Source organism: Streptomyces sp. NBC_01306 (assembly GCF_026340465.1).
In the GTDB taxonomy this organism is placed as follows: domain Bacteria; phylum Actinomycetota; class Actinomycetes; order Streptomycetales; family Streptomycetaceae; genus Streptomyces.
Genome location: NZ_JAPEPC010000001.1, coordinates 5,436,718 through 5,462,782, shown reverse-complemented (window position 1 = coordinate 5,462,782; position 26,065 = coordinate 5,436,718). Strand labels below are relative to the sequence as shown.

Genomic DNA, 26,065 nt, shown 5'->3' with positions numbered 1-26,065 from the left:
CCCGCCCGGCCGGGTCCCGGCCCGCGGTCCTACTTGACCAGGTAGCTCTGGAGGTCGTCGAGGACCTTGTTGGCCGCCGTCACACCGAGACCGAGGTACCAGGTCTCGTCCGGGACGTTCTTCGCCTGTCCGTCCTTGACCGCCTTGAGGTTCTTCCAGAGCGGGTTGGCCTGGACGGTGTCGCGCTTGGTGGCCTTGGGGTCCCCGTACACGCCGGTGAAGATCCAGTCCGCGTCGGCCGAGTCGATCTTCTCGGGGCTGATCTCCACCGCGAGGTCCTTCACCTGCTGGCTCTTGGGCCGCGGCAGCCCGGCGTCCTTGAGGATCGTGCCGATGAAGGAGTCCTCCGCGTAGAGGCGGATCCGGTCGGGCATGTAGCGGACCATCGAGATGGTGGGCTTGTGGGGGCCGACGTCGGCGCCCAGCTTCCTGGCGCGCTTCTCGTACGCGCCGAGCTCGGCCTCGGCCTGGGCGGTCCGGTCCAGGGCCGCGGCGTTCAGCAGGTAGTTCTGCTTCCAGGTGAAGCCGGGGCGGATGGAGAAGACGGTCGGCGCGATCTTCTTGAGCTGGTCGTACTTGTCCGCGGCGCGCAGCTGGCTGCCGAGGATCAGGTCCGGGTGGAGGTTGGCGATGGCCTCCAGGTTGAGGCTGTTGATGGTGCCGACGTTCTTCGGGTTGCCCGCGTTCTTCTTCAGGTAGCCGGGGATGCCGTCGCTGCCCTCGGTGGGCGCGTAGCCGACGGGCTTGATGCCGAGGGAGACGACGTTGTCCAGCTCGCCGACGTCGAGCACGACGACCCGCTTGGGCTTCGCCTTGAGCACGGTCTTACCCATGGCCTGGGTGATGGTCCGCGGGAACTGGCCGGGCTTCGCGTCGGTGCCGAGTGCGGCGGTCTTCGTCGCCGCGTCGCCGAAGTCCTTGCCTCCGGTGGCCACGTCCTTCTTGGCGGCTGCGCCGGCCTTGCTCGAACCCCCGTCACCGCTGTCGCCGCTTCCGCAGGCGGTGAGGGCGAGCGCGCCGGTGAGCGCGAGGGCGGCGGCAGCGGTGCTGCGGCGACGTATGGACATGGCGAAGCTCCTGACAGAAACCACTTAGGTGTGCCTTACCTTAAACGGCCTCCGGTCCGCGAGCACACCCGCCCCCTCCCTCTCAGGCGAACACCGGGACAGCCACCCGTATGTGTGAAGCGGCAGGCCAGGACCGACTCGGCAGGACGTGCGAAAACTAGCTTCGGTGTCCGGAGGTGACCGAAATATGACGGCCTCGGCCACGAAGACCGCGACACCGACAGCGACACCGACAGCCGTACGGACCCCCGTGCGGATCACCGTACGGACCGCCGCAGAGGACAGTGCGGAGAGCGGTCCGGAAAGCGGCGCGAAGGGCAGCGCGGAAGGCGACCCGGAAGGCGGCCCGGAGAGCAGCGCTGACAGCGGCGCTGACAGCGGCGCCGCACCGGAGATGGACTTCACCATCACCGACGACGGGTCCTACGCCGCCCGGCTGGCCCGCCGCACCGGGGACGCCTGGTTCCCCGAGCGCTGGACCCTGGAAGGACCGGAGCCGTACGCGGTGGAGCTGCCCGGCAACCAGCCCGAGGAGCCCGGTTCCGATGTGCTGCCGATGGCCGACGGGCGGGTGCTGATCCGGCGGTCCGTGGACGGGCGGCACGCCTTCTCGCTGCTGTACCCGACCGGGCCCGGCACCGGCGAACTGCCGCTGGGCGCCGTCGAGTGCGAGCGGCTGACGCTGCTGCCGCCCGTGCCCGGCGGCTGCCGCGCGTACGCACTGGAGCCCGGCCCGCACACGACCACCGTCTGGCTGGTGGCGGGCGGCGCCTTCGGGCCCGAGCACGTCGCCGATGTGCCGGGGCGCTGCACCGGCGGGGTGTGGCTGGACCGTACGGGCCGGATGCTGGCGCTGGACCGCGAGACGGGCGGGGTCACCAAGGCCGTAGCGGTCGACCTGGAGCGGGGCGGCGAGGTCACTCCGCTGCTCCAGATCGCCGACGGAAGCGACGACCGGCTGCTGCTCGCCGACCCGGACAGCGGTCTGCTGCTCGTACGGTCGGACGCGCCGGGGGACGACCGGCTGGGCTGGGGGGTGCTGGGGAGCAGACGGCCGATCCGGTTCCCGGAGTCCCTGCGGCTCGACGACGCGGTGCTGACGCCGTTCGCCGTGCAGCCGGGGCAGATGCTCATGCCGGAGAGCTGCGGGGTCGCGCTGCGGATCGCGAGCGCGACGGGCAGCCGGCTCGGGGTGTGGCGCCCTGCGGGGCGCCGGCTGCTGCAACTGGCATCCCCCGAAGGGTGGTTGGCGGGCGCGGGGCTGTGGAGCACGGAGGGGGTGCTCCGACTGCCCTGCACCACCGGGGCCGTGCCGGTCGGCGTGGTGGACATCGCACCGCTCGGCGGGCTGCCGCTCGATCCCCGGATGGAGTCGCCGGGTGACGGGGGCACAGAACCCGCACAAACGGAAGTCGCTGGTCAGGAACCATGTGCGGCCCAGATGTCTCCTGTTGTGTGCAAGCCCGTACCGTTGCAGCAGGCGCCTCTGACGAGCCGCCCGCAGCGTGGTTAGAATCGCGGGCCTGCACACGCAGAAGTGATCGCGTACGCGTGATCACTTCAGGCACGGAAGAGCACGGCAGAGCACAACACAGCACGGCAGCACAGCACGGCAAAGAAGCGAACACAGCGATTTGACGGGGGAGATTTCCCATCATGTCTGAAGCCAGGACCGACACCGCCCAGTCGCGCCCGCAGCCTGCGGCCGCCGGCCGGGGCGAAGCCGGAGGCTCCGGAAAGCACCGGGGGGGTGCGGCGTCCACCGAGGCGTCCGAGGCGGAGACCAACGGCCGCCATCGCCGCTCGGCGGAGCAGCAGCACTCGAACGCGGCCTGACGGTCCGCGTACGCATCAACTGCGCACGCACCACCGCGCACGGACAATCCGCTCACGCAGAATCGTTCAGGCGCAACCGTTCAGGCACAACCAATTCACGCACAACCGATTCACGCACAACCGCTCGCGCACAACCGATTCACGCACACCGGAAGGGCCGGTCCCCGTTTCAGGCGGGGGCCGGCCCTTCCGTCGTGCCGCCGGGGCGTCAGCCGTGTTTGAGGCCCAGCACCTCCGCGGCCGCGAAGGTCTCGTTCGGCGGGCGGTCCGCGTAGTACGGCGAGATCACCTCGTCCAGTTCCTCGTACGAGAACACCGTCTTCGCGGTGTCGAACTTCGCCGCCACCCTGGGCCGTTCCACCACGGCGACCATTCCGCCGTGCACCACGAGCAGCTGGCCGTTGACCTTCGCGGCCGCCGGGGAGGCGAGATAGCCGACGAGCGGCGAGACGTGTTCGGGTGCCAGCGAGTCCAGTTCGCCAGCGTCCGGTTCGCCGAACCCGGCGAACACGTCCTCGGTCATCCGGGTCCTGGCGCGCGGGCAGATCACATTGGCGGTGACGCCGTACTTGGCGAGTGCCAGCGCCGTCGACGTGGTGAGCCCCACGATGCCGCCCTTGGCCGCCGCGTAGTTCGGCTGGCCGGCCGAGCCTGCGAGGAACGCCTCCGACGAGGTGTTGACGATCCGGCCGTAGACCGGGCCGCCCGCCGCCTTGGACCGCTCGCGCCAGTGCACCGAAGCGAAGTGGGTGGTGTTGAAGTGGCCCTTGAGGTGGACCCGGATCACCGAGTCCCACTCGTTCTCCGTCATCGAGAAGACCATCCGGTCCCGCAGGATGCCCGCGTTGTTGACCAGGATGTCGAGCTTTCCGTAGGTGTCGACGGCCAGTTGGACGAGAGCACGGGCCTGTTCGTGGTCCGCGACGTCGCCGAGGTGGGCGACCGCCTGTCCGCCGGACGCGCGGATCTCGGCGGCGACTTCTTCGGCGGGTGCGGCGGACGCCTCGCCGGAACCGTCGCGGCCCGGCTGGCCGAAGTCGTTGACGACGACGCTCGCACCGAGCCGGGCGAGTTCGAGCGCTTCGGCACGGCCGAGGCCGCGGCCGGCCCCGGTGACGATCGCGGACAGGCCATCAAGTGGCAAGGACATGGACGAGCTCTCCTTACGGGTCTGCGGGTGCCGGCGCTCCGGCTCCGGGCGCACCGGGCACTCTCGTACTCAGGGCGCCAGGGGCGCCGGTGCTGCGGTGGTCAGATCTCGATGCAGGTGCGCAGCGCCTCGCCGGAGCGCATCTGGTCCAGCGCGTCGTTGATCCCGGCGAGTTTGACCCGGTGGGTGATCAGCCCTTCGAGGTCGATGCGGCCGGACCGCCAGAGCGAGATGGCCCGCTCGTACGAACGGACCACGTCCCCGCCGCCGTACATGGAGGGCAGGATCCGCTTCTCGTCGAAGAACAGCTCGAACATGTTGAGCTGGAGGAAGTCGTCCATGGCGCCCGCGCCGACGATGCAGAGGGTGCCGCCGCGCCGGGTCGTCTCGTACGCCGTGCGGGCGGTGGCCGACTTGCCGACGACCTCGAAGACGTAGTCGAAGCCCTCCCCCGCCGTGATGCGCTGCTTGGCGTCGTTCAGCGCGTCCGGCGCGACGGCCTCCGTCGCACCGAAGGTCAGCGCGGCCTCCCGGCGGGAGGCCACCGGGTCTACGGCGATGATCTGCGACGCGCCCCTGAGCCGTGCGCCCTGGATGGCGGAGATGCCGACGCCTCCGCAGCCGATCACCGCGACCGACGAACCGGCCTCCACATCGGCGGTGTTGATGGCGGCGCCGAGGCCGGTGGTCACTCCGCAGCCGATGAGCGCCGCGATCTCGAACGGCACGTCGTCGGGGATCGGCACCGCGCAGCCGGCGCCCACGACGACCTCCTCGGTGAAGGTGCCGGTCCCGGCGAAGCCGAAGACATCGCCGCCGGGGCGCTTGAAGTTGGGGGTGCCCGCGTTCATGAAGCCGGCGAGGCATAGCTCGGTCTGGCCGCGTTTGCAGGCCGGACAGACGCCGCAGGCGGGCAGCCAGCAGATCACCACCCGGTCGCCCTGTTTGACGCCCGTCACCCCGTCGCCGACGTCGAGGATCTCGCCGGCGCCCTCGTGGCCGGGCACGAACGGCGCGGGCTGCGGCAGCACCCCGTTCATCGCCGAGACGTCCGAGTGGCAGAGGCCGGTGGCCCGGACCCTGATCCTGACCTTGCCGGGGCCGAAGCCCACCGCCTCGATGTCGTCGAGGACTTCGAGCTTGTCCTGGCCAATCTCGTGCAGTACGGCTGCGCGCATGGTGCGGCTCCTCACATACGGCTGGTTCTGATGGATCAGGAGTGGATGTCCGGGCGGCCTCAGTGGTGGGTGACGACCGTGTCGGCGAGTACCGGCGCCTCGTCCCGCTCGACGGCCGAGACCGTCACCTGGACCTGACCCGGCGACTGCCACATCCGGATCCTGAGCGTCTCGCCGGGGAAGACGACACCGGCGAAGCGGGTGGTGTACGAGTCGACGCGGGCCACGTCGCCGCCCAGGGCCGTGTCGACCACGGCCTTCAGCGTCATTCCGTACGAGCAGAGCCCGTGCAGGATGGGCCGGTCGAACCCGGCGAGCTTGGCGAACTCCGGGTCGGCGTGCAGTGGGTTCCAGTCGCCGGAGAGCCGGTAGAGCAGCGCCTGGTCCTCACGGATCAGGCGGTCCTCGGTGCGGTCGGGGGCGCGGTCGGGGACGTCGAGCCGCGCGGAGGGGCCGCGCTCGCCGCCGAAGCCGCCCTCGCCGCGTACGAAGATCTGCGAGTCGCTGGTCCACAACGGGCCCTGCTCGTCCGAGACTTCGGAGCGCAGCACGATGACGGCGGCCTTCCCCTTGTCGTACACCGCCTGGACCCGGGCGGTGGACCGCGCCGACGCCTTGACGGGGATGGGCCGGTGCAGGGTGATGGTCTGCCCGCCGTGCAGGACGGACGCCAGGTTCACATCGATGCCCGGTGCGGCGAGCCCGCCCATCAGCGCCATGCCGGCGCCCGCGACGGTCGCGAAGCTGGGCAGGACATGGAGCCTGGACTCCAGGGTGTAGCGCAACTCGTCGACGTCGGTGGCCGGCCGGCCGGCGCCGATTCCCAGGTGGTAGAGCTGGATGTCCTTGTGGTCCCAGGCGATCTCGCCGGAGCGGGGCTCGGCGGCGATGGCCTGCGCGGCATCAATGGGCATGGGGCAAGCGCTCCTTGACGGTGGAAAGACCTCGGTGCGACCGTCCGCACCGTCAGGCGCACCGAGGTCGTACGGGACCGGCCCCCGGCGCCCTTTGTAGAACGCGTTCTAGGCCGATGGCCCCATGTATAACGCACCCCTCATGAGTTGTGAAGACTGCTGACGCCACGTCAGATTCGGGTCGGACGAACGGCCCGCGACATCCGGCCACTGCGGCCGGGGCCCGTACAGCCGGCCCTCGGCATCCGGCCACCACCGCCGGGCCACTGCGCGCGGCCGTGACATTTGTCCCGGGCAGCTGCGTACAACCGCATCTGTCCGCGGAACGCCGCGGCTCCGTAGCGTGTGGGGCATGACGCAGACAGCAGACACCGGACCCGCGGTGAGCTTCACGGGAGCGGTCAAGACGTTCGGGGCGGTGCGGGCCGTGGACGGCGCCGACCTGGAGATCCGCCGGGGGGAGACCGTCGCCCTGCTGGGGCGCAACGGGGCCGGAAAGTCCACCACGATCAGTCTGCTGCTCGGCCTCGACGAGCCCGACAGCGGGCAGGTGCGGGTCTTCGGCCGGACACCCGAGCAGGCGGTCGCGGCCGGGCTCGTGGGCGCGATGCTCCAGGCGGGTCAGCCCATCCCGCGTGTGACGGTGCGGGAGCTGGTCGCCTTCGTGGCCAGTACGTATCCGCGCCCGCTCCCGGTCGACGAGGCGCTGGACATGGCCGGGCTCGGCGAGTACGGGGCACGCCGGGTCGACAAGCTCTCCGGTGGCCAGATGCAGCGGGTCAGGTTCGCCGTCGCGCTCGCCGGGAATCCGGAGCTGATCGTGCTCGACGAGCCGACGGCCGCGCTCGACGTGGAGGCCAGGCGGGCGTTCTGGGACTCGATGCGGGCGTACGCACAGCGCGGGAACACCGTCCTCTTCTCCACGCACTATCTGGAGGAGGCCGACAGCAACGCCGACCGCATCGTGGTCATCCACCAGGGCCGCATCGTCGCCGACGGCAGCTCCGAGCTGCTCAAGCGGGCGGCAGGCGGCAGCCTGGTCTCCTTCGACCTCGCGGGGGCCGGCTCCGAGGGGCTCCAGACGCTGCCCGGTGTCACCGCCGTGGAGATCCGCGGGGACCGGGCCTCGCTGCGTACGGACGACTCGGACGCCACCGTCGTCGCCCTGGCGGAGCAGGGCGCGATCCGCGGCCTCGCGGTCGCCCCTGCGACGCTGGAGGACGCCTTCCTGGCCCTCACCGCGCAGGACGCCCCTGACGAGACCCCTCCCGGCCCCGGATCTGCCGGGACCTCCCCGCGCACTGGACAGAAGGCAGCGGTCTGATGCTGGAATACGTGAAGCTCGAAGTGCGGCGGACGCTGCGCGACCCCGGGTTCGTCATCTTCGGCATCGGTATGCCGGTGGTGATGTATCTGCTGTTCACCAACATCGGCCCGAGCAACCCGGACTCGGCGGCCTGGCGGGTCACCTCGATGGTCGGTATGGCGGCATACGGCGCGCTGGGCGCCGCCCTGGGAGTCGGCACCGGGGTCGCTTCGGACAAGTCCCTCGGCTGGCTGCGCCAGTTGCGGGTGACTCCGCTGCCGCCCACGCAGGTGGTGCTGGGCCGGGCGGTCTCCGGTTCGGTGACCGTGCTGCCGGGGATCGTGGCGGTGCTCCTGGCCGGTGCGCTCGTCAACGGCGTACGGATCGACGCCTGGCAGTGGGCCGTCCTCACGCTGCTGCTGTGGGTCGGCGCGCTGCCGTTCACACTGCTCGGGATCGGGAACGGATACCGGCTGACCGCCCAGACCACGGGCGTGGTGAACGTGGCCTGTCTGATGGGGCTCGCCATCGTGGGCGGTCTGTGGTTCCCGGTCGACGCCTTCCCCGGCTGGCTGCGGTCCGTCGCCCGCTACACCCCGACCAACCGCTTCGCCGAGCTGGGCTGGTCCACCACCCAGGGCAGTGCGCCCGCCCTCTCCACGGTGGCGGTGCTCGCCGCCTGGCTGCTGGCGTTCGGCACGTACGCGGTGATCTCGTACCGTCGGTCCGCGAAGACCGTGTGACGGGAGAGAACATGCACGCGAAGCTGGACCTGCTGAGACGGCACCACAGGACCTGGGTGCAGCGGCGGAAGGACATCAGGGCGCGGAAGCGGCCGGGCCCGCCGAACGCCTTCACGCTGCTGCCGTGGCTGCTGCTCGGCCTGGGCAGCTTCTCCAATCTGATCGGCGGCGAGACCCCCAACCCGTGGATCGGCGGGGTCGGGCTGCTGGCCTTCAACTCCCTCTACGTATCCGTGGCGTTCCGGGCGTTCCACAAGGAGAAGCGCCAGAGCCGTACGACGCTCTGGCTGCTCGGCGCGCTGGCGGCCATCACCTACGGTCTGGCTCTCGGCTACGGGGGCAGCTGGCTGCTGTACTTCCCGCTGCTCTCGCTGGCCGTCGGCACCACGCTGCGCGACCGGCGGCTCGGCTTCACCCTGATGGTGATCTCCGGCTCCGCCGGGTACATCTCGGGCAGCGAGGGGCACAGCCCGTGGGACCCCTGGACGCTGGGGTACGGCACGTTCATCTCGGGCGCGGTGACCGCCGCGATCCTGGCGCTTTCCGAGACCGTCATGGAACTGCGCTCCACCCGTCAGGAACTGGCCCGTTCGGCCGTCGAGAAGGAACGGCTGCGCTTCTCGCGCGACCTGCACGATCTGCTGGGCCACACCCTGTCGGTGATCGTGGTGAAGTCGGAGGCGGCCCGGCGGCTCGCACCGCGCGACATCGACGCGGCGCTCGGCCAGATCTCCGACATCGAGACCGTCGGCAGGCAGGCCCTCACCGAGATCCGCGAGGCGGTCACCGGGTACCGGTCCGCCAGCCTCGCCGGCGAACTGGACAGTGCCCGCTCCATGCTGACCGCCGCCGGAATCGAACCCGTCGTACGGCAGTCGGGGCCGCCGCTGGAGCCGCAGAGCGCGTCCCTGCTCGGCTGGGTCGTCAGGGAGGCCGTCACCAACACCGTGCGGCACAGCAGGGCCACCCGGTGCGAGATCGCCGTGGACGGCGAGAAACCCGAGCGTGTGCGGCTGGTGATCAGTGACAATGGGCGCGGCGTAGGCTCGACGCCACCCGGCAGCGGGCTGAAGGGCCTGACCGAACGCCTCGCGGCGGCGGGCGGCTCACTGGACGCGGGCCCCGGCCGGTCCGGCTTCCGTCTGGTGGCCGAACTGCCGGTGGAGAACGCCGCACCGGACACGGCGCCCGGGGCGGTGTGTACCCGGGAGTGACCAGCAGGCAGTGACCAGATTGGGAGAGCAGCGAATGATCCGAGTCCTCCTCGCCGAAGACCAGGGCATGATGCGGGGAGCGCTCGCTCTGCTCCTCGGCCTTGAGGAGGACATCGAGGTGGTCGCCCAGGTGGCCACCGGCGACGCGATCGTCGCGGCGGTCCTGGACGCGAACCCCGATGTGGCGCTGCTCGACATCGAACTCCCCGGCCGCAGCGGGCTCGACGCCGCCGCCGATCTGCGGACGCAGGCCCCGGGGTGCCGGGTGCTGATCCTCACCACGTTCGGCAGGCCCGGCTATCTGCGCCGCGCGATGGAGGCGGGCGCCACGGGCTTCCTGGTCAAGGACGGTCCGGTGGAGGACCTGGCCGCAGCGATCCGCCGGGTGCTGGCCGGTGAGACGGTCATCGACCCCGCCCTGGCCGCGGCTGCGCTGAGCGCGGGGCCCAGCCCGTTGACCGCGCGCGAGTGCGATGTGCTGAACGCGTCGGTGGACGGCGCGACCGTCTCCGACATCGCGGGGAAACTGCACCTCTCGGAGTCGACGGTCCGCAACTACCTCTCGTCCGCGATCGGCAAGACCGGCACCCGCAACCGCATGGAGGCCGTACGGTCGGCCCGCCAGCAGGGCTGGCTGTAGCCCTGCGGGTGGGGCTCCCCGCAGTGGGGCCGGCCGTAGCCCCGGAGGCGGGTCGCGGTCAGTCGCCGGACGGCTCCGACGCTGAGACCGGGCGGCCGATCACCGGCGTACGCACCCCGGGCATCCACACCAGCATCAGCACCGCACCGGCGAGCAGGACGAGCCCGCCGCACCGGAACGCCAGCGCGTACCCCTCGGTCAGCGCCTCCGTCCCGGTGCCGCCCCGGGTACGGGAGGCGGCGACGGTGGAGAGGACCGCGAGGCCCAGCGAACCGCCCAGCGTGCGGGAGGTGTTGACCAGACCGGAGACCAGGCCCGCGTCGCCCGGCGCCGCCCCCGATGTGGCGAGCGAGGCGAGCGGTGTCATGGAGAGACCGGCGCCGGCCATCATCAGCATGCCGGGCAGCATGATCGAGGTGAGGTACGCGCCGTGCGCGGTCATCGTCGACTGCCAGCCGAATCCGGCCACGGTGATCAGGATCCCGGCCACCGCCACGTTCTTGGCACCGAAGCGGGCCATCAGCCGCGGGGCGAACTTGGACCCGGCGATGACGCTCAACGAGCTGGGTACGAGGCCGAGTCCGGCCATGAACGGCGTGTAGCCCAGCACATTCTGGGCGTACAGCGTCATGAAGAACCACATACCGAAGCTGCCGGCACCGCAGACGAACATCGCGGCGTTGGCGGCGGCGACCGAGCGCACCCGGAACAGCTTCAGTGGCATCAGGGGCAGCGGGGTGCGCGCCTCGACGGTCAGGAACAGGCCGATGAGCGCGAGGCCCGCGAACAGCGGTACCAGCGTCGCCGCGGCCGTCCACCCCTCGGCCTCGGTCTGCACGATGCCGTACGCGAGGGTGGCCGTACCGGCGGTGACCAGCACAGCGCCGGGCAGGTCGAGCCGGCGCGCGCCGTCGGCCCGGCTCTCGGAGATCCAGCGGGCCGCGCCCAGCAGGACGAGCGCGCCGACCGGCACATTGATCAGGAGCACCCAGCGCCAGGACAGCGCGTCGGTCAGGACTCCGCCGACCAGGCCCCCCGCCGCGCCGCCGCCAGCGCCGACGGCCGTCCAGGTAGCTATGGCCCTCGCACGGGCCGCGCCCTCCGGGACGGCCGAGGTGAGGATGGTGAGCGTCGAGGGCGCCAGCACGGCGGCGCCGAGCCCCTGCACGGCGCGCGCGGCGAGCAGTTGCCAGCCCTCCTGGGCCAGTCCCCCGGCGAGCGAGGCGAGGGCGAAGAGCCCGAGGCCGACGAGGAACATCCGCTTGCGGCCGAAGAGGTCCCCGGCCCGCCCGCCCAGCAGCATGAACCCGGCGAAGGCGATGGCGTACGCGCTCACCACCCACTGGAGTCCGGTGGCGCTGAGATCCAGGCTGGTGCGCATCGAGGGCAGGGCGACATTGACGACGGAGACGTCGAGAACCACGAGGAACTGCCCGGCGCACGCGGCGAGCACCACCAGCCAGGTGCGGGTCGGGGCGGACCGTCGCGCGGTGGTGCGGGCGTTCGAAGATGTGCGCAGCATGAGTGCCATCGTGGCATCCGTTCGTTGCACGGTGCATCCGCATATCGGCGCAGTGGCCATGGTCCGCAGGTCCTACGGCCCTTGTTGCCCCCCGGTCTGCCCTTCCGGACCGGGCAGGGCCGGAAAGGCGGACCGTGCGCAGGACCGGAAGGGCGGACCGTGCCGGTCAGGAGGCCGGACCGGGGCGCCTCACTCCCGTCTCGATGCCACCGCACGCCCGCCGCACTCCCGTCTCACTCCCGCAGCAGCACCGTCCCACTCCCGCCTCACTCCCTCCGCAGCACCATCTAGCCCCCGTCTCGCTCCCCTCTCACTCCCGCCGCAGCACTGTCACCACCGCGGCCCCGCCGAGACCGATGTTGTGCGCGAGGCCGACCCGGGCGCCCGGGACCTGCCGGCCCTCTGCCTCACCGCGCAGCTGCCAGACCAGCTCGGCCGCCTGGGCCAGGCCCGTCGCGCCCAGCGGGTGGCCCTTGGAGATCAGCCCGCCCGACGGGTTCACCACCCACCGGCCGCCATGTGTCGTCGCCCCGCTCTCCACGAGCTTGCCGGACTCCCCGTCGGCGCACATGCCCAGTGCCTCGTACGTCAGCAGCTCATTGACCGAGAAGCAGTCGTGCAGCTCGACGACGTCCACGTCCTCGATGCCGAGCCCTGACCGCTCGTACGCCTGCCGCGCCGCCTCGCGCGACATCGGCCGGCCCACCGCGTCGATGCACGAACCCGATGCGAAGCTCTCCTCGGTGTCCGTCGTCATCGCCTGGCCCGCGATCTCCACCGCCTTGTCGTGCAGGCCGTGTTCGACAACGAACCGTTCCGAGACGACGACCGCCGCTGCGGAACCGTCCGAGGTCGGCGAGCACTGGAGTTTCGTGAGCGGCCGGTGGATGGTCTTCGCCGCCAGGATCTCGTCCACCGTGTAGACGTCCTGGAACTGGGCGCGCGGGTTGTCCGCCGAGTGCCGGTGGTTCTTGGCGCCGACCGCGGCCAGCTGCGCGGCGGTCGTCCCGTACCGCTCCATGTGCTCCCGCGCCGCGTTGCCGAAGATCTGGGCGGTGGGCGGCGACATCTCGAAGCCGTGTCCTGCGGCCATGATCCCGTAGTGCCTGGCCACCGGGGACGTCTTGAAGTCCCCGCTGTCCGCGCCGCCGCCGAGCGCGCCGCGCTGCATCTTCTCGAAGCCGAGCGCCAGCACACAGTCCGCGATGCCGCCCTCGACGAACTGCCGCGCCATCATCAGCGCCGTCGACGCGGTGGCGCAGTTGTTGTTGACGTTGTAGACGGGTATCCCGGTGAGCCCCAGCTCGTACGCGGCACGCTGCCCGGCCGTGGAGGCCTGGAAGCAGTAGCCGACGGGCAGTTGCTGCACCTGCTCATAGCCGACCCCGGCGTCGGCGAGCGCCTGGGTGCCTGCCTCCTTCGCCATGTCCCAGTACTGCCAGTCACGGCTCTCCGGCTTCTCGAACTTGGTCATCCCGACGCCGACGATGTACGCCTTCATGGTCCTGTCCCGCCTCCCGGGCCCGCTGCCCCTGTCCGCGTCCGGACACACCGCCGGACGCTTCATATCTGACGATCCGTCAGATAACTAGATAGTGGCAGCGGAAGGCGGCCAGTGGAAGGCCGCGTGGCCGGTGAGTGCCGGGATATGAGTGTCAGCCGGGGCTCACGGATCACGCGGCAGGCCGAGCAGGCGCTCGGCGACGACATTGAGCTGCACCTGAGTGGTCCCGCCCGCGATGGTGAGGCAGCGCGACATCAGGAAGCCGTGGACGGCCTGCTCACCGGCCCCTTCACGGACCGCCCCGGCCGGGCCGAGCAGTTCGAGGGCCAGCTCCGCGACCTTCTGCTGGTGCGGGGTCTGCACCAGCTTCCGCACCGAGGCGCCGGCGCCCGGTTCGAGCCCGGACACCTGCTGGAGGGCGGTGCGCAGCCCGATGCAGGCGAGGGCGTGCGCCTCGGCGGCGAGCGCGCCGATCCGGGCACGCTGGGCGCCGTCGAGCCCGTCCGACCGGGCGATCAGCGCTTCGAGCCCGGTGGGGAAGGTCAACTGGTCGGCCATGTGGACGCGTTCATTGCCGAGGGTGTTGCGGGCCACCCGCCAGCCGTCGTCGACCGCGCCGAGTACCGCGTCGTCGGGCAGCAGCACGTCGTCGAAGTACACCTCGTTGAAGAGGGAGTCGCCGGTGATCTCCTTGAGCGGCCTGATGTCGATCCCGGCGGCCCGCTTCATGTCCACCAGGAAGTAGGTGAGCCCCTTGTGCCGGGGGGCTTCCTGGTTCGTGCGGGCGAGCAGGATCCCGTAGTCGGCCCACTGCGCGGCCGAGGTCCAGAGCTTCTGGCCGTTGACCAGCCAGCCGCCGTCGACACGGTCCGCGCGGGTGCGCAGCGAGGCCAGGTCGGACCCGGCCCCGGGCTCCGAGAAGAGCTGGCACCAGTGCACGTCGCCGCGGAGCGTCGGGGCCAGATGGCGGGCGCGCTGCTCGTCCGTCCCGTACGCCAGGAGCGAGGGCACCACCCAGGTGGCGATCCCCAGATCGCTGATCCGCACCCCGGCTGCCGCCAACTCCTGTTGTACGGCGAGCTGTTGGACGGGGCCGGCGCCGAGGCCGTACGGCTCCGCCAGGTGGGGCGCCGCGTATCCGGTGGGGGCGAGGACGCGGCGGGCCTCGGCGGGGTCCAGGCCGCGGGCCACCCCGATCACCTCGCGGGCCCGCTCCCGGTGCGGCGCGGCCTCGGCGGGCAGTTCCAGGCGCAGTTCCCGGCGTGCGCCCGCGGCGGCGAGCCGCACGGCCCGCGCCCGGTGGGTGTCGCCGGGGCCGAGCAGCTGCCGGGCGACGACGGCGCGGCGCAGATGGAGGTGGGCGTCGTGTTCCCAGGTGAAGCCGGTGCCGCCGAGGATCTGGATGCAGTCCTTGGCGCAGCTGTGGGCGGCGTCCAGTGCGGTGGCGGCCGCGAGCGAGGCGACGAGCCCGCGCGCCTCGGCACTCGCTTCGGCACCGCCCTCGGGGCTCACCTCGGCACTCGCCCCGGAGGAGTCGCAGCCCGCTCCGGCGGCCCGCGCCGCGTCCCAGGTCAGCGCCCTGGCCTGCTCGACCCGCAGGAGCATGTCGGCGCAGAGGTGCTTGACGGCCTGGAACTGGCCGATGGGCCGCCCGAACTGTTCGCGCACCTTGGCGTGTTCGGTGGCGGTGTGCAGCGCCCAGGCCGCCGTGCCGCAGGCGTCGGCGGCGAACAGGACGGCCGCCAGATCGGTGACGAGCCCGTCGTCGAGCGTCAGCAGCCGGTCGGCGGGCACCTCCCCCCTCAGCCGCACCTCGGCGGTCGGCCTGGTCGGATCCACGCTCCGCTGGGCACGCACCTCAAGATCCGCGGCGTCCACAGCGGCCCAGCGCCCCTCGTGCCGCAGCAGAACCAGACCCGCCTCCGCGCCGCCGAGTACCGGATCACCCGCGTCGCCCAGGGCCACCGCGCCGGGCCACCGCCCGTCCGCGAGCGGCGCCGCCAGGTCGGGGCGGCCCGCCCGGTGCAGCAGGGCGGAGGCCAGCACGGTCGGGAGATAGGGGCCGGGGAGCGCCGCAGCGGCGGCCTCCTCCAGGATGACGGCCTGCTCCAGGAGGCCGCCGCCCCCTCCCCCGTACTCCTCAGGGAGGTGCGCGCCCAGCAGCCCCTGCGCGGCGAGGGCCGCCCAGTGAGCCGGCGGCCCGCCTCTGCCACTGGTACTGCCACCGTCATTGTCACCGTCGCCGCCGGGTGGTGCGTCGAGCAGTTCGCGGGCCTTCGCGGGTGGTGCCTCCCGCGCCAGCAGCCCCCGCACGGCGTCGGCCAACTCCTTCTGCTCCTGCGTGATTCCGATGCCCATGCCCAGCGAGACTAGAACACGTTACATTCTGACGGAAGGTCAGCTACCGAGGCCGGACCAGGTGATACAGATCACGCGGCACTTATATGGCGTTTACCGGAATACCTGAACCCCTCCGGAAGCTTCATGATGCAACCACTTGGACGCCCGGTCCCCTGCCGGTCTGCCTTACCTGGAGGCTTCACGCATGACACAGGCCGCTCCCTCGCTGCCCGAGACAACCGCCGAGGAACCGCGCACCACCCGTGGCAGGGGCGGCATCGTCCCCGTACTCGCCTTCGCAGGCATCGTCGTGGCCGTCATGCAGACGCTGCTCGTCCCGGTCATCAAGGACCTGCCGACACTGCTGAGCACCGCCCCGTCGAACGCCACCTGGGTCATGACCGCCACGCTGCTCGCGGGCGCGATAGCCACCCCGATCATGGGACGGCTCGGTGACCTCTACGGCAAGCGGCGGATGCTGCTCGCCAGCCTCTCCGTCATGGTGGTCGGCTCGCTGATCTGCGGGTTCACCGACAACTTGCTGATCATGATCGTCGGCCGTGCACTCCAGGGCTTCGCCATGGGCGCCATCCCGCTCGGCATCGGCATCATGCGTGACGAGCTGCCCCGCGAGAAGCTCGGCTCGGCCATGGCGCTGATGAGCTCCTCCATCGGCGTCGGCGGCGGGCTCGCCCTGCCGGCCGCCGCCCTGGTGGCACAGCACGCCGACTGGCACGCCCTGTTCTTCGGCGCCGCCGGGCTCGGCGTCATCTCGATGGCGCTCACCCTCATCTTCGTACCGGAGTCCTCGACCCGCGCCCGCGGCAGCTTCGACATCCTTGGCGCGCTCGGCCTCTCGGCCGGTCTGGTCTGCCTGCTGCTGCCGATCACCAAGGGCTCCGACTGGGGCTGGACGTCGGGCACCACACTCGGCCTCTTCGCCGGCGCCCTCGCCATCCTGCTGCTGTGGGGCGTGATGGAGCTGCGCGTCGCGGCCCCGCTGGTGGACCTGCGGACCACGGCCCGCCGCGAGGTGCTGCTCACCAACCTGGCGTCGATCATGGTCGGTGTCGCGTTCTACGCCATCTCGCTGGTGCTGCCGCAGCTGCTCCAGCTGCCGAAGGCGACCGGTTACGGCCTCGGCCAGTCGATGGTGGTCGCGGGCCTGTGCGTGGCGCCCCTCGGCCTCACGATGATGCTCACCGCGCCGGTCTACGCCAGGATCGCCGCGAAGTACGGGCCCAAGGTCTCGCTGATGATCGGGATGCTGATCATCGCGATCGGGTACGGGGCGGGGCTCGCCCTCATGAGCGCGCCCTGGCAGACCATCATCATCTCGGTCGTCGTGGGCGCGGGCATCGGTCTCGCCTACTCCTCGCTCCCCGCGCTGATCATCGGCGCGGTCGACCCCTCCGAGACGGGCGCGGCCAACGGCCTCAACACGCTGATGCGTTCCATCGGCACCTCGGTGTCGAGTGCGGTGATCGGCATGGTGCTCGCGCACTCCTCGACCGCGCTGGGCCCGGTGTCCGTACCGAGCATGAGCGGCTTCCGCACCTCGTTCATGATCGCCACGGCCGCGGTCGTGATCGGCCTGGTGTTCGCGGCGTTCCTCCCCTCGCGCAAGCGCACGGCCGCCCAGTCGCGGCCCGTCGCCGCACATGAGGGCGGCTCGGCCACCGTCGCCGAGGAGGCGGCGGCCATCCTCGACGCCGAGGACCGGAACCTCCAGGACTTCCGGGGGTTCCAGGGCCGGGTGCTCGACGCCGAGGGCACTCCGGTGCCGCGTGCCACGGTCACGCTGATCGACCACCGCGGCCGGCAGTCGGGAATCGTGGTCGCGGACGGCGCGGGAGCCTTCGCGCTCGCTGCCCGGTCGGCCGGTACGTACATCCTCGCCGCCACGGCGCCCGGCCTCCCGCCGCTGGCCACCCATGTCGCGTACACGAGCGTGGACCAACTGGTGACGGTGGACCTGAAGCTGGGATCGACCGTGCCGGCGAACGCGGGCCGGTAACCGTTGCCGGGGGCCGGGGCGGGCCCACGGAACGTACGGCAACGGCGTCCGGGGGCCCGCGCGAGGCCCCCGGATCCCCCGGACTAGCATGGCCCGGCCGGCCGGCCACAACACACCGGCAAGCCCGCCCCGTAACAGGAGGATCCCCATGGCCGCCCCCACGCCAGCGACCCTGGCCGCGTTCGAGGCCGCCAAGGGATTCATGCCCGCGGACGAAGGGCTCGCACTGTACGAGGCGGCCGTGCTGGCCGCCGGGCTCGGCCTCCCGCTCCTGGAGGTCGGCACCTACTGCGGCCGCTCCACCCTCCTCATCGCCGACGCCGCGCGCGCGGCCGGCGTCCCCGCGATCACCGTCGACCACCACCGCGGCAGCGAGGAGCAGCAGCCCGGCTGGGAGTACCACGACCCCTCCGTCGTGGACCCCGAGGTCGGCCTCATGGACACGCTCCCCACCTTCCGCCGCACCCTGCACAAGGCCGGACTCGAAGACCATGTGATCGCGATGGTCGGCCGGTCCCCGCAGGTCGCCAAGGCCTGGGGCGGCCCGCTCGGCCTGGTGTTCATCGACGGCGGTCACACCGACGAGCACGCGAGCGGCGACTACGAGGGCTGGGCCCCGCACCTCGCGGAGGGCGGGCTGCTGCTCGTCCACGACGTCTTCCCCGACCCGGCGGACGGCGGCCAGGCCCCGTACCGCGTCTACCTCAGGGCCCTCGCGTCCGGTGCCTTCACCGAGATCTCCGTGACCGGCTCGCTCCGCGTCCTGCGGCGCACCGGACCGGGAATCTGAGCACCCGGACCACCGCGCCCGCGACCGGGCGGCGACGGGAAGGCCGGGCTAAGCTCGCGCCGTGCTGTACGACGACGATGACGACAACCGCCCCTCCCTCTCGCGCCGCCTCCGGAAATCACCCGGGGTGATCACGGTCGCCGCCCTGGTGCCCGCCTGTCTGGCCGGCTGGCTGATCTGGCATTCCGTGGGCGGTCCGGACGGAACGTCGGCGAAGAGCCCGGCCACGGCAGAGACCCAGGACAGCACCCCGAGCACCACCCCGGCGAAGCCCTCGCACGCGGCGGACGGCGACAACAAGCAGGGCGACGACAAACCCGGCAACGGCGCACCCGCCGGTCACGCGTCGCTCGCGGGAAAAGTCGTCGTGATCGACCCGGGGCACAACCCGAACAATTACCGTCACCCGACCGAAATCAACCGCCGGGTAAATATCGGCAACGGCACAACAGAATGCGACACCACCGGCACTTCGACCAATAACGGTTATGCCGAGGCCCAGTTCACTCTCGATGTGTCGCACCGGCTGCGCGCCCTGCTCGAAAAGCAGGGCGTGAAGGTCAGACTGACCCAGAACGACGACCACAGTTTCGGTCCCTGTGTGACCGAACGGGCCGCCTTCGGCAACAAAGCGAAAGCCGACGCCGCCGTCTCCGTGCACGCCGACGGCTCGTCGGTCGGCCACCGGGGCTTCCACGTGATCCTTCCCGCCCTGGTGAAAGCGGGTGCGGCCGACACGGCCGACATCGTGGCCCCGTCGCACGACCTCGGGACCCGGATCGCCGGAAAGTTCGTCCGGGACACCGGAACCGCTCCTTCCAACTACATCGGCGGCGGTACGGGGTTGGACACCCGGGGCGATCTCGGCGGGCTCAATCTCTCAACTGTGCCCAAAGTGTTCATCGAATGCGGCAATATGCGTGATCCTAAAGATGCCGCTCTGCTCACGAGTGGAAGCTGGCGCCAGAAGGCCGCACAGGGGATCGCGGACGGCATCAGCAGCTTTCTCCACGCGGAGTGACGAGACCCGGCACACGACCCGCCGGGGCAGACGATAGATTCACCCCTACGATGGGGAGCCGCCCCCGAGCTCCACGCCGCCCCGACGAGCCGACCTACTAAGGATTCTTACGTGAACATCCGCTCCCTCACACGAGGCGACGGCGTGGTGATCGGAGCAGCGGTGGTGCTGTTCATCGCCTCGTTCCTCGATCTCACCTCTTACGGCAACCAGTGCAGCGGTTCGTACTGCGCCAACCTGAACAACCCCAGCGCGTGGGACTCACTGGGCACGCTGATGGGCATCTACCTGGCCGGCGTCATCGGGGCAGCCCTGATCACCGTGGCCCGCGCCCTGCCGCAGCCGCGCAAGGTCGTGGGTCTCGACATGGCCCAGTTCGGTGTCGCGTTCACCATCTTCGCCGCGTGGACGGGGTTCTGGACCCTGGTGGACGCGTCGAGCCGGGGGGCCGGACTGATTCTCGGGTTCATCGCGGCGCTGGTGCTCGCGGGCGCGGCTGTCGCCGGCCCGCTCCTCCCCGCGCTCAAGGGCCCGCTGCTGAGCGCCCCGAAGCCGGCCGCCGTGACGCCGTCCCCGTACGGCGTGCAGGCCGCCGGTGCACCGGGCCAGGGCTACGGGTACCCGGGCGCGCAGGCCCAACAGCCTTACGGCGCCCAGCCGCAGCCGGGCCATCCGCAGCCCGCGGCGTTCGGAGCCCAGGCCGGGCACCCCGGTCAGCCGCAGGACACCCACCAGCCCACGGCGGCCCAGCCGCAGCCTTCGTCCGACGCCCCTGCCGGGGAGTTCGCGCCGTTCTGGTTCGCGGTTCCGGTGGCCCGTCCGCTGTACGGGGAGGACGGCTCTCCGGCCCCCATCGCCGAACTGGCCCCGGGCACCTGGTACCTCGCGGTCGAGCAGCGCGGCCCGGGTCTGATCGCGCAGACGCAGGACGGCCGGCGCGGCGTGCTCCAGGACACCACGGGTATCCAGCGCGGCTAGTGCCGCGGCAGGCAAGGTTTGCCCGTCAAGGAGCGGCGTTCGGTGCGTGCTCTCGGCGTGCCGGCCGGAAGCCCTTGTACTGGACGTACTTGGGCTTTCGGCCGGTGCGGCGAGAGTGTGTGCCGGGCGTCGCGACGGGGCAAACGTTGCCTGCCGTGGCACTAGCAGCTCTCGTTCAGGCCCGACAACGTCACGTTCAGGCCCGATGCCGCACGGCCCCCGCCCCTTCCGGGCGGGGGCCGTTGCGTTTACAGTCGCCTGACGATGTCACCTGACGATGTGTCAGTTGTCGTACGACCGGGAGGCTTTACGATGCGTCTAGGACTCGCCCTCGGCTACTGGGGCCGCGGGCCGACCCCCGGTCATCTCGAACTGGCCCAGGAGGCCGAGCGCCTGGGCTACGCCTCCGTCTGGACCTCCGAGGCCTGGGGCTCCGACGCCTTCACCCCGCTGACCTGGATCGCGGCGCACACCTCTCGTATCCGGCTGGGTACCGCGATCGTCCAGATGGCGGCCCGCACCCCCACCGCCACCGCGATGCACGCACTCACCCTGGACCACCTCTCCGGCGGCCGGATGATGCTGGGGCTCGGGCTTTCGGGCCCACAGGTGGTGGAGGGCTGGTACGGACGCCCGTTCCCCAGCAGTCCGCTCACCGCGACCCGTGAGTACGTCGACGTCATCCGCCAGGTCCTCAGGCGGGAGGCCCCGGTCGAGCTGGACGGGCGCTTCCACGCGCACCCGTACCGGGGTGCGGACGGCACCGGCATCGGCAAGCCGCTCAAGCCGATCACCCATCCGCTGCGGGCCGAACTGCCCATCCTGCTGGGGGCCGAGGGGCCGAAGAACATCGCCCAGACCACCCGTATCGCGGACGGCTGGCTCCCCCTGTACTGGTCGCCGACCCGCGTCGACGTCTACGAGGCGTCGCTCTCCGGTCTCCCCGAGGACTTCATGATCGCGCCGATGGTCCGTGCGCACGTCTGCGACAGCGTGGCCGACGGCCTGCTCCCGGTGAAGGCGATGCTCGGCTTCTACATCGGCGGCATGGGTCACGCGGCCCGCAACTTCCACGCGGACCTGATGGCGCGGATGGGGTTCGAGGCGGAGGCCCAGCGGATCCAGGAGCTGTTCCTCGCGGGCCGCAAGGAGGAGGCGGTGCTTGCGGTTCCGGACGCGTTCGCCGACGAGATCTCGCTGGTGGGTCCACGCCAACGGATAGCCGAGCGACTGGAGTTGTGGCGCAAGGGCCCGGTGACGGACCTGCTGGTGACGGCTCCGGACCCGACGACGCTACGGGTGCTGGCAGAGCTGACCACCTGAGCCGCACCGGCTGTCCCGCACCGGCTGCCCCGCCGGGGACGGGACAGCCGGACAGGGGCGGCCGGGACTGGCGAGGTGATCCATAACGAAAGGCCCTAGAACGAAGCCCGCTCCAGCCAGAAGTCCAGCAGCTCCCGGTCCCCCAGCACCTCCACCCGGTCACTCCCGGCGGGCAGCCGCCGGTAGAAGACCTGGAGCACGTCGGTCAGCGGACCCCGCAGCGCCACCGTCGCCTTCTCGTGCGCCCGGCGCCAGGTGAACCCGTCGTCACCGAACTCGATCAGCCACTCCGCACCGGCTGCGTCCGTGGCATGCAGATGGATCGACCGGCCCGCTCCCCGCAGGTCGGCCACGCTCTTGTCGCCGGACGCCTGGGCGAAGACGAGGATGTCCAGCCACTCGTCGATGGCGTCCGCGGCCACGTCCGCCTCCACCTCGAACGGCACACCGGCCGTCAGAGCCGCGTCCGCCCGGTGGACCGCCGTCTCGTGGACCATCCGGCGCGCCCAGAACCCGGTGCGCTGATCGGCCGCCCACGTCCAGACCTCGGCGTCCGGACCCGCCGCCCGCAGCGTCGCCGCGAGCCGCGCGGCGCCCGCGGCCAGCCAGTCGCTCAGGGCATCGGGGTCATCGTCGCCCGGACCGGCGCTGTCCGGCACCTGTTCGGGCGGAACCGCCTCGGTGGCCTTCGTCCGTACGATCGTCTCGGCCCAGCGCTGCGCGCGGCCCACATGACGGGTCAGCTCCCCCAGGCTCCACTCCGGGCAGGTCGACACCGTCGCCGTCAGGTCGGCTCCGGCCAGCGCCGCCCCGAACAGGTCGGTCTGCCGCAGCAGTTCGTCGCAGTAGCGGTCATGCCCCAGTAGCGTCATGGCCCCACCCTAGGAGCCCTGGCGGTACCTGGGGCGCGCCGGGGGTTTCACGCGCCAGGGGGTTTCACGCACGCACAAGCGGCAACACGTTCGACCATGTCCAGATATTCGAGCGGAAGCAGCCCGGCGGCGAAAGCCATCATGGTGATCGCCGATGTCATGGCCTTCATCCTGGGCCTGTGGATTCTGATGTATCTCCTGGAGGCGAACCGGGCCAATGACCTGGTGACCTTCGTGCACCACGCGGCCGACTGGCTGGCCGGCTGGTCCCGCGACCTGTTCACCTTCAACGAGGCATGGGCCCGGGTCGTCGCAGGCTATGGCCTCGCGGCGGTCGTGTACCTCTTCATCGGCCACCTCGTCGCGGGCCGGGTGCGCCGGCACTGAGCCGCCGGTCGCACGGCCGGCGCCGCAACCGTCAGCGGCAGCAGTCCGGTTCGAGCCCGGCCGGCAGCCGCTCCGCGCCGAAGACCGCGGTGGTCGCCTCGTCCCCACCGAGCGCGGCCACCGCGAGCAGCAGCGATCCCGCCGTCCAGCTGGTGCGTTCCGGCGGCCACAGTGCCCGGTCGTCGAACACGTACCCCGTCCAGTACATCCCGTCGTCCGCCCGCAGGTGCCGGATCGACTGGAGGATTTCCAGCGCCCGGTCCGACTCCCCCATCACCCAGAGCGTCAGGGCGAGTTCACAGCTCTCGCCACCGGTCACCCAGTTGTTGGGCAGCACACAGCGCACCCCGAGGTCCGGTACGACGAAGCGGTCCCACTCCGCGTCGATCCGCTGCTTCGCCGCAGCTCCGCCGATCGCGCCGCCGAGCACCGGGTAGTACCAGTCCATCGAGTAGCGGCTCTTGTCCAGGAACCGCTCGGGGTGGCTGCGGATCGCGTGCCCCAGCGCGCCGGTCGCCAACTCCCAGTCGGGCTGCGGCTCCTCGCGCTCGTCGGCGAGCGCGAGCGCACAGCGCAGCGCCTGGTAGACGGACGAGGAACCGGTCAGCAGCGCGTCCTCGACGACCGCCCCGCCCTCCTCGGCCGGCTCCCTCTTCCAGCCGATCTCGCCGCCCGGCTGCTGGAGTTGGAGCACGAACTCGACCGCGGCCCGCACGACGGGCCACATCCGGTCGGCGAACGTGTCGTCGCCGGTGGCCAGATAGTGGTGCCAGACGCCGACCGCGACGTACGCGCAGAAGTTGGTCTCCCGGCCCCGGTCGGTGATCCGGGCCGCGTCGCCGTCCTGGTAGGCGGCGTACCAGGAGCCGTCCTCGTTCTGGTGCCGGGCGAGCCAGGCGTACGCGCGCTCCGCGGCCTCGTGCTCGCCCGCGGCGTCGAGCGCCATGGCCGCCTCGGTGTGGTCCCACGGGTCGAGGTGGTGCCCGCGGAACCACGGGATCGCGCCGTCCTCGCGCTGGACGGCGAGGATCCCGGCGACCGTGCGGGCTGCCTGCTCGGCGGTGAGGACTCCGGGCAGGACCAGATGTTCCGTACGGCCCGGTGAGGTCACGCGCCCACCCGCGGCGTGTGCGGCTTGGTCGCGTACGCCACGAAGCTCTTGCCGACGACCGGGTTCAGCGCGCGCTCGGCGAGCCGGGTCGCCAGCGGCTTCTTCATGATGTCCCAGACCAGCAGCTGGTGGTAGGCGCGGACCGGCAGCGCCTTGTCGTTGTCGACGCCGAACGCGCACTTGAGCCACCAGTACGGGGCGTGCAGCGCGTGCGCGTGGTGGCTGCCGTACGGGCGCAGCCCCGCCTCGCGGATCTTGCCGAGGAGTTCGTCCGCCTTGTAGATCCGGATGTGGCCGCCCTCGACCTCGTGGTAGGCGTCGGAGAGCGCCCAGCAGACCTTCTCGGGTCCGTACCGGGGGACGGTGATCGCGATCCGGCCGCCGGGCTTCAGCACCCGCACCATCTCGGCGAGCACGCCCTTGTCGTCCGGGATGTGCTCCATGACCTCGGAGATGATCACGACGTCGAAGGAGGCGTCGGGGAACGGCAGGTTGAGCGCGTCGCCCTCCATGGCGGTGGCGGTGGCGCCCGCGGGGGCCTCACCCTCCTCCTTCATGGCGGCGAACCACTTGGCGACCTCGCGGATCTCCTCGCCGTTCTGGTCGAGTGCCACCACCTGCGCACCGCGCCGGTAGCACTCGAAGGCATGACGGCCCGCGCCACAGCCGAGGTCGAGCACACGGTCGCCCGGAGCAAGCGGGAAGCGGGAGAAGTCCACGGTCAGCACGGGGGTCTGCCTTCTTCGCTAGGAGGATGGGAGGGGTACGGGCTACGCCTGCACGGACGGAGCGCCAGGGCGGCGGGCAGCGATGGCTTCGCGGTAGCGCTCCGCGGTGCCGATGGCGGCCTGCTTCCAGGTGAAGCGGGCCAGGACGCGTTCGCGCCCTGCCGCGCCGAGGCGGGTGCGGAGGACCGGGTCGGCGAGCAGCCGGGACAGGGCGCCCGCCAGTGCGCCCGCGTCGCCGGGGGGCACCGCGAGGCAGGTCTCGCCGTCGGCGCCCGTGACCTCCGGGATGGCTCCGCCGGTCGTCGCGACCAGCGGGGTGCCGGTGGCCATCGCCTCGGCCGCGGGCAGCGAGAAGCCTTCGTAGAGCGAGGGCACACAGGCGATCTGCGCGCCGCGCACCAGGTCGACCAGCTCCTCGTCGCTGATGCCCTTGACGAACCGGACCGCGCCGTCGAGTCCGTACCGCTCGATGGCCTGCGCGACCGGTCCGTCCTCGGCGCGCCTGCCGACGACGACGAGGTGGGCGGCCGGGTGCTCGGTACGGAGCTTGGCGAGCGCCTCGACCAGATGGATCAGGCCCTTGAGCGGTACGTCGGCGCTCGATGTCGTCACGATCCGGCCGGGCACCTCGGCCACGGCCGGGTCGGGCGCCCAGAGTTCGGTGTCGGCGCCGATGTGCACGACGTGGATACGGTCCTCGCGCACCCCGAGGTCCTCGATGATCTCCTGCTGCGAGGAGCCGGAGACGGTGAGGACGGACGGGAGCCTGCGGGCGACCCGCTTCTGCATCCGGGTGAAGCCGTACCAGCGGCGTACGGAGGCGCGGCGGCGCCAGCCGTCCGCTGCCGCCAGGTCGAGCCGCCGGTCGACGGTGATGGGGTGGTGGACGGTGGTGACCAGCGGCGCGCCGAGGTCGCCGAGCAGCCCGTAGCCGAGGGTCTGGTTGTCGTGGATGACGTCGAACTCCCCGCGCCTGGCGAGGAGATGGCGCCGGGCGCGCAGCGAGAACGTCAGCGGCTCCGGGAAGCCGCCGGTCCACATGGTGCCCACCTCGACGGCGTCGATCCAGTCGCGGTACTCGTCGCGTCCCGGGGTACGGAAGGGGTCCGGGCTGCGGTAGAGGTCGAGGCTGGGCAGCTCGGTGAGCGGTACGCCCTCGTCCAGCACCGGGAAGGGCTGGGCGCCGATCACCTCGACGCTGTGGCCGAGCCGGGCCAGCTCCCGTGAGAGGTGCCGGACGTAGACGCCCTGGCCTCCGCAGAAAGGATTGCCCTTGTACGTGAGGAACGCGATACGCAACGGGCCCCGGGCACCGGCGGCGGATCCACCGGCAAGGGGGCCCGCTTCTATGGCCTCAGCGGTCACACTCGGCCCCCTTCTCGCAGCAGTCCCGGCGGAGCGTAGTCGCTCACGCTAATCTAGAA

23 protein-coding genes are annotated in these 26,065 nt (G+C 71.4%); 12 read left to right on the top strand and 11 right to left on the bottom strand.

Going from position 1 to position 26,065, the window contains the following annotated elements; all coding sequences use genetic code 11:
- Positions 1 to 29: 29 nt before the first annotated feature.
- Entirely contained in the window at positions 30 to 1,067 is a 1,038-nt protein-coding gene (locus tag OG385_RS24095) for an ABC transporter substrate-binding protein (protein WP_266857555.1), read from the bottom strand.
- A gap of 394 nt (positions 1,068 to 1,461) precedes the next feature.
- Here OG385_RS24095 and OG385_RS24090 point away from each other — a divergent pair, with 394 nt between their 5' ends.
- A complete protein-coding gene (locus OG385_RS24090; RefSeq protein ID WP_266861124.1) occupies positions 1,462 to 2,580 on the top strand; it encodes a hypothetical protein in 1,119 nt (372 codons plus the stop codon).
- A gap of 143 nt (positions 2,581 to 2,723) precedes the next feature.
- Positions 2,724 to 2,903: a hypothetical protein gene (locus OG385_RS24085; RefSeq protein ID WP_266857553.1), complete on the top strand. Its 180-nt coding sequence runs from the start codon at positions 2,724 to 2,726 to the stop codon at positions 2,901 to 2,903.
- A 208-nt stretch (positions 2,904 to 3,111) separates the two neighbouring features.
- Here OG385_RS24085 and OG385_RS24080 read toward each other — a convergent pair whose 3' ends face one another.
- The 3 genes from OG385_RS24080 to OG385_RS24070 form a co-directional block, all read right to left on the bottom strand.
- Positions 3,112 to 4,053: a 3-oxoacyl-ACP reductase gene (locus tag OG385_RS24080; RefSeq protein ID WP_266857551.1), complete on the bottom strand. Its 942-nt coding sequence runs from the start codon at positions 4,051 to 4,053 to the stop codon at positions 3,112 to 3,114.
- A gap of 101 nt (positions 4,054 to 4,154) precedes the next feature.
- On the bottom strand, positions 4,155 to 5,231 hold the full coding sequence (locus tag OG385_RS24075; protein WP_266857549.1) for a Zn-dependent alcohol dehydrogenase: 1,077 nt from the start codon (positions 5,229 to 5,231) through the stop codon (positions 4,155 to 4,157).
- A 59-nt stretch (positions 5,232 to 5,290) separates the two neighbouring features.
- A complete protein-coding gene (locus tag OG385_RS24070; RefSeq protein ID WP_266857547.1) occupies positions 5,291 to 6,145 on the bottom strand; it encodes a MaoC/PaaZ C-terminal domain-containing protein in 855 nt (284 codons plus the stop codon).
- A 352-nt stretch (positions 6,146 to 6,497) separates the two neighbouring features.
- Here OG385_RS24070 and OG385_RS24065 point away from each other — a divergent pair, with 352 nt between their 5' ends.
- From OG385_RS24065 to OG385_RS24050, 4 genes are read left to right on the top strand one after another with little or no spacing between them, the layout of a single operon-like run.
- Positions 6,498 to 7,469: an ABC transporter ATP-binding protein gene (locus tag OG385_RS24065; RefSeq protein WP_266857545.1), complete on the top strand. Its 972-nt coding sequence runs from the start codon at positions 6,498 to 6,500 to the stop codon at positions 7,467 to 7,469.
- Positions 7,469 to 8,194, top strand: coding sequence for an ABC transporter permease (locus OG385_RS24060; protein WP_266857543.1), 726 nt, complete (start codon positions 7,469 to 7,471; stop codon positions 8,192 to 8,194). The genes OG385_RS24065 and OG385_RS24060 overlap by 1 nt, the downstream gene beginning before the upstream one ends.
- Positions 8,195 to 8,205: 11 nt before the next feature.
- Positions 8,206 to 9,408: a sensor histidine kinase gene (locus OG385_RS24055; protein ID WP_266857541.1), complete on the top strand. Its 1,203-nt coding sequence runs from the start codon at positions 8,206 to 8,208 to the stop codon at positions 9,406 to 9,408.
- 34 nt (positions 9,409 to 9,442) lie between these two features.
- A complete protein-coding gene (locus tag OG385_RS24050) occupies positions 9,443 to 10,048 on the top strand; it encodes a response regulator transcription factor (protein ID WP_266857540.1) in 606 nt (201 codons plus the stop codon).
- A gap of 58 nt (positions 10,049 to 10,106) precedes the next feature.
- Here the strand turns inward: OG385_RS24050 and OG385_RS24045 are convergent, their stop codons facing one another.
- The 3 genes from OG385_RS24045 to OG385_RS24035 all read right to left on the bottom strand — a co-directional run bounded on the left by OG385_RS24045 (position 10,107) and on the right by OG385_RS24035 (position 15,432).
- Positions 10,107 to 11,570 (bottom strand): MFS transporter, encoded by a 1,464-nt coding sequence (locus OG385_RS24045; RefSeq protein WP_266857538.1) that lies wholly within the window; start codon positions 11,568 to 11,570, stop codon positions 10,107 to 10,109.
- Positions 11,571 to 11,880: 310 nt separating this feature from the next.
- Positions 11,881 to 13,071, bottom strand: a complete 1,191-nt coding sequence (locus tag OG385_RS24040) for a lipid-transfer protein (RefSeq protein WP_266857537.1) — start codon at positions 13,069 to 13,071, stop codon at positions 11,881 to 11,883.
- Positions 13,072 to 13,236: 165 nt separating this feature from the next.
- Complete coding sequence (locus tag OG385_RS24035; RefSeq protein ID WP_266857536.1) at positions 13,237 to 15,432, bottom strand: acyl-CoA dehydrogenase; 2,196 nt, start codon at positions 15,430 to 15,432, stop codon at positions 13,237 to 13,239.
- A 187-nt stretch (positions 15,433 to 15,619) separates the two neighbouring features.
- On the opposite strand from OG385_RS24035, the gene OG385_RS24030 reads away from it, so the two are divergent.
- From OG385_RS24030 to OG385_RS24010, 5 genes are all read left to right on the top strand, one after another.
- Entirely contained in the window at positions 15,620 to 17,431 is a 1,812-nt protein-coding gene (locus OG385_RS24030; RefSeq protein WP_266857534.1) for an MFS transporter, read from the top strand.
- A 148-nt stretch (positions 17,432 to 17,579) separates the two neighbouring features.
- The gene (locus tag OG385_RS24025; protein WP_266857533.1) at positions 17,580 to 18,221 is read left to right on the top strand and encodes a class I SAM-dependent methyltransferase; all 642 of its coding nucleotides are present in this window, start codon (positions 17,580 to 17,582) and stop codon (positions 18,219 to 18,221) included.
- Between the two features lie 61 nt (positions 18,222 to 18,282).
- On the top strand, positions 18,283 to 19,242 hold the full coding sequence (locus OG385_RS24020; protein ID WP_266857532.1) for an N-acetylmuramoyl-L-alanine amidase: 960 nt from the start codon (positions 18,283 to 18,285) through the stop codon (positions 19,240 to 19,242).
- 111 nt (positions 19,243 to 19,353) lie between these two features.
- Positions 19,354 to 20,220, top strand: coding sequence for a DUF5336 domain-containing protein (locus OG385_RS24015; protein ID WP_266857530.1), 867 nt, complete (start codon positions 19,354 to 19,356; stop codon positions 20,218 to 20,220).
- Positions 20,221 to 20,532: 312 nt separating this feature from the next.
- Positions 20,533 to 21,543 (top strand): LLM class F420-dependent oxidoreductase, encoded by a 1,011-nt coding sequence (locus OG385_RS24010; protein WP_266857528.1) that lies wholly within the window; start codon positions 20,533 to 20,535, stop codon positions 21,541 to 21,543.
- A gap of 95 nt (positions 21,544 to 21,638) precedes the next feature.
- Here OG385_RS24010 and OG385_RS24005 read toward each other — a convergent pair whose 3' ends face one another.
- The gene (locus tag OG385_RS24005; RefSeq protein ID WP_266857526.1) at positions 21,639 to 22,415 is read right to left on the bottom strand and encodes a maleylpyruvate isomerase family mycothiol-dependent enzyme; all 777 of its coding nucleotides are present in this window, start codon (positions 22,413 to 22,415) and stop codon (positions 21,639 to 21,641) included.
- Positions 22,416 to 22,511: 96 nt separating this feature from the next.
- Here OG385_RS24005 and OG385_RS24000 point away from each other — a divergent pair, with 96 nt between their 5' ends.
- On the top strand, positions 22,512 to 22,802 hold the full coding sequence (locus OG385_RS24000) for a hypothetical protein (RefSeq protein WP_266857524.1): 291 nt from the start codon (positions 22,512 to 22,514) through the stop codon (positions 22,800 to 22,802).
- A 31-nt stretch (positions 22,803 to 22,833) separates the two neighbouring features.
- Here OG385_RS24000 and OG385_RS23995 read toward each other — a convergent pair whose 3' ends face one another.
- Genes OG385_RS23995 through OG385_RS23985 form a run of 3 tightly spaced genes read right to left on the bottom strand, consistent with a single transcriptional unit; the run spans position 22,834 to position 26,006 of the window.
- The gene (locus OG385_RS23995) at positions 22,834 to 23,913 is read right to left on the bottom strand and encodes a prenyltransferase/squalene oxidase repeat-containing protein (protein ID WP_266857522.1); all 1,080 of its coding nucleotides are present in this window, start codon (positions 23,911 to 23,913) and stop codon (positions 22,834 to 22,836) included.
- Entirely contained in the window at positions 23,910 to 24,641 is a 732-nt protein-coding gene (locus OG385_RS23990) for a class I SAM-dependent methyltransferase (RefSeq protein ID WP_164265932.1), read from the bottom strand. Before OG385_RS23990 ends, OG385_RS23995 begins: the two co-directional genes overlap by 4 nt.
- Positions 24,642 to 24,683: 42 nt before the next feature.
- Entirely contained in the window at positions 24,684 to 26,006 is a 1,323-nt protein-coding gene (locus OG385_RS23985) for a glycosyltransferase family 4 protein (protein WP_266857519.1), read from the bottom strand.
- Between the last annotated feature and the right edge of the window lie 59 nt (positions 26,007 to 26,065).